Genomic DNA, 2,954 nt, shown 5'->3' on the forward strand with positions numbered 1-2,954 from the left:
TGCATTAACCGAACGGCAAGCAAGCCTGCTAGCGGCTATTCTTCCCAGTCCGCGTACCCGCAGCGCGTCACGCCCAGACGCTCAGGTAGAGCGCCGCAGCCAGTGGATTCTTCAGCAAATGCGTAATCTAGGCGGTGTGCGTTACTTGGAGCGCTTGTAGCGCTTTAAGCCTCCCCTTTGTTGCTAGGCTTGCGTACCACCATGACTACCCCCGCAATGGCAATGACCATACCTGCCAGTCCGAGCAGGGGCAGGCGTTCGTCGAAAAGCCACCATGCTTGTAGCGCAGTCACGGGTGGCACCAGATAAAACAGGCTGGCAACGCGGGATGCTTCGCCCTTTTTAATCAACACCATTAATAGCAGGATGGCGGCGATAGACAGAATAAGTACTAGCCAGCCAAGAGTGAGCACAAACGTTATGCTCCATTCGACCTGGCGAGTTTCAAACAGCAGTGCTCCCATGCCCAGTAGCATGCCTGCCGCTATGTATTGAATAACCGCCCCGGAAAGAAGTGGCATGCTGGTGCAGTAGCGTTTCTGATAAAGCGTCCCCAATGAAATTCCCACCAAGGCGGCCATCACGCTAACCAAAGCGCCAAGACCAAAGCCAGCAAAAAGTGAGGTGCCGAACTCTAGCTTGCTGCCCAACACCAGACAGATACCCACAAGGCCAAGCAGTAGCCCCAGCCACTGGCGGGGGGTTAAGCGTTCCCCCAGCAGCGGGCCCGCACAGGCTGCGGTTAGCAGCGGCTGTAGGCCAACCAATAGCGCTGCCAGCCCAGCAGGCATGCCCAGGTAGATACCGTAAAAAACCCCACCTAAATAAGTGCCATGTACCAAAAGCCCTGAAACGCCTATATGCAGCCAAAGCGCTGGCGATGAAGGCCATGCTATGCGCATTAGCAACGTCAGTGGAGCAAGCAACATGAGGGTGAGCATGAAACGAATAAACAAAAAGGTAAAAGGTTCTGCGTAGGGCAGACCAAATTTTGCGCCAATGAACCCCGTGCTCCAGAGCAAAACAAATAATCCAGGCATGGCGGCAAGGCCTAAGGAAGCCATGTTTACATTTTTTAAGTTATTGATAGTGTTGGACATAGTTCCTCGGCGTGGGCCCTTTTTGTTTAGTTTTGCGTTGCTTAAACTTTCATTCTGTTACTAACTTTTACATAAAAAGTTGAACCTGTGTCTGAACAGCGCGTCACACGGTGCACATTCATAACGCGCCAATGAGGTTTCTTACTATGCAACGTATGACTGCTCTGTTCTCTGCTGCTCTTCTCGCTACTGGTCTTATGGCTGGCACCGCTCATGCACAGCAAGCCCAAGACCCCGCCCAGGATCCGATGGCTACCCAGCAAGCGCCCGCTCAGGATTTCTCTGATGAGCAGCTACAGCAGTTCGCCGATGCTTCTCAAGAAATCGCCGTGATCTCTCAAGAGTACACACAGCGTCTGCAGGAAGCAGAAGATGAAAACACCCAACAGGAAGTTCGCGCTGAAGCCAACGACCGCATGATCGAAGTCGTTGAAGATAGCGGTCTAGATGTTGATACCTTTAACGCCATTGGTCAGTCAATCCAGCAAGACCCTGAAATGATGCAGCGTGTTCAGGAAATGGCTAACCAGTCATAATTAGTTCCAGTCAGATAGTGTTGTGGATAGTGACAGATTTTCCTTAACCTGCGAAGTATTCTGTCCTCCTACTGCCAGTCTGTTAGTGCACAAAACCCAGCGTTTTTCGCTGGGTTTTTTTGCTTTTGTTCACTCTCATTTGTGACTGAAGGGTTTACGGTACACGCTATCCAAGACAAACTTCATCTATTGATGATGCTGCCGCGCCAAGTGCAGGAGATCGCATGGATGTTGAACTGTTAGAAATACGCCAGCATATGGGGCAGTTTCCCCCGTTCGATGGTTTATCGGATGCATTGCTAGACGCCATAGCTGAGCAAGTAGAAGTGCGCTATTTCAAAACCGGTAGCGACATTTTAGAGCTCAACGATATGCTTGATGAGTTGTGCTTTATCCGTAGCGGTGCCGTTGAGGTTTATCGTCGTCAGGGCGAGCTATATAACCGCTTGGGTGAAGGGGATATCTTTGGCCACTTTAGCCTGCTTCGAAACCATAAAGTGCGCTTTCCAGCCAAAGCGATCGAAGACACGCTGATTTACTTTATTCCCAACGCCGTCTTTCAGCGGTTATGTGAAGAAGATGACGATTTTGCTGACTTTGTTGAACTCGAACGCCCCCGTTTAGAAACCGCAGCAGAGCAGCAGAAAAAATCTAACGACATGATGGTCACGCGAATACGCAAATTGGTGACGCGTTATCCCGTCATGGTTGAGTCCACGACTACCGTCCAGCAAGCCGCTAAGCAAGTGAACGAGGCTCAAGCGTCGGCGGTGCTAGTAATTAATGAAGGCAGTGATAATCCGCGTTACAGCTTCCAGGACAGCGAAGGCAAAACCTGGCAAATGTGCGGTATTCTGACGGACAGTGACTTCCGTACCCGCATTGTAGCTGAAGGGCTGTCAGCGCAAACGGCCATTGGCGAGGTTGTTTCCGAACGGTTAATTACCATTCAGTCGGATGCGTCGGTTTACGAAGCCATGCTGACGATGCTGCGTAACAATGTTCACCACTTACCGGTGCTTTACCGCCAGCGTCCGGTTGGGGTTGTTCACCTCTCCGATATTATTCGTTACGAGACGCAAAGTGGGCTGTACCTAGTAAGCAATATTTTCAACCAGTCTAGCGCCCAGGGCTTAGCCAAACTTGCGCCAGATGTGCGCGCAGCTTTTGTAAGAATGGTGCAAGAAGGTGCTAATTCGCAGATGGTGGGGAGTGCCCTGTCGACCATTGGGCGTAGTTTTACGCGGCGACTGCTAGAGCTTGCCGAAGAAGCGCTGGGGCCACCGCCGGTACCTTACTGCTTTATGGTTAACGGCTC

Annotated in this window: 3 protein-coding genes and 1 pseudogene; 3 read left to right on the plus strand and 1 reads right to left on the minus strand. The window is 51.3% G+C overall.

Annotation, left to right across the window (positions count from 1 at the left end; translation table 11 throughout):
- A pseudogene (mtgA, locus tag INT22_RS20375) lies at positions 1–160 on the plus strand (monofunctional biosynthetic peptidoglycan transglycosylase); the annotation flags it as partial.
- A gap of 4 nt (positions 161–164) precedes the next feature.
- Here the strand turns inward: mtgA and INT22_RS06500 are convergent.
- Positions 165–1,100, minus strand: coding sequence for a DMT family transporter (locus INT22_RS06500; protein ID WP_193067908.1), 936 nt, complete (start codon positions 1,098–1,100; stop codon positions 165–167).
- Positions 1,101–1,246: 146 nt separating this feature from the next.
- Here INT22_RS06500 and INT22_RS06505 point away from each other — a divergent pair, with 146 nt between their 5' ends.
- Positions 1,247–1,636, plus strand: coding sequence for a DUF4168 domain-containing protein (locus tag INT22_RS06505; protein ID WP_193067909.1), 390 nt, complete (start codon positions 1,247–1,249; stop codon positions 1,634–1,636).
- Positions 1,637–1,860: 224 nt separating this feature from the next.
- A partial coding sequence (locus INT22_RS20380) for a CBS domain-containing protein (RefSeq protein ID WP_226912458.1) occupies positions 1,861–2,954 on the plus strand: 1,094 nt, incomplete at its 3' end.

This window comes from Halomonas sp. 3D7M (genome assembly GCF_014897885.1).
In the GTDB taxonomy this organism is placed as follows: Bacteria; Pseudomonadota; Gammaproteobacteria; order Pseudomonadales; family Halomonadaceae; genus Vreelandella.

Coding starts and splice junctions, on each gene's coding strand:
- INT22_RS06505 (WP_193067909.1), top strand. CDS start 1,247: ATGCAACGTATGACTGCTCTGTTCTCTGCTGCTCTTCTCGCTACTGGT.
- INT22_RS06500 (WP_193067908.1), bottom strand. CDS start 1,100: ATGTCCAACACTATCAATAACTTAAAAAATGTAAACATGGCTTCCTTA.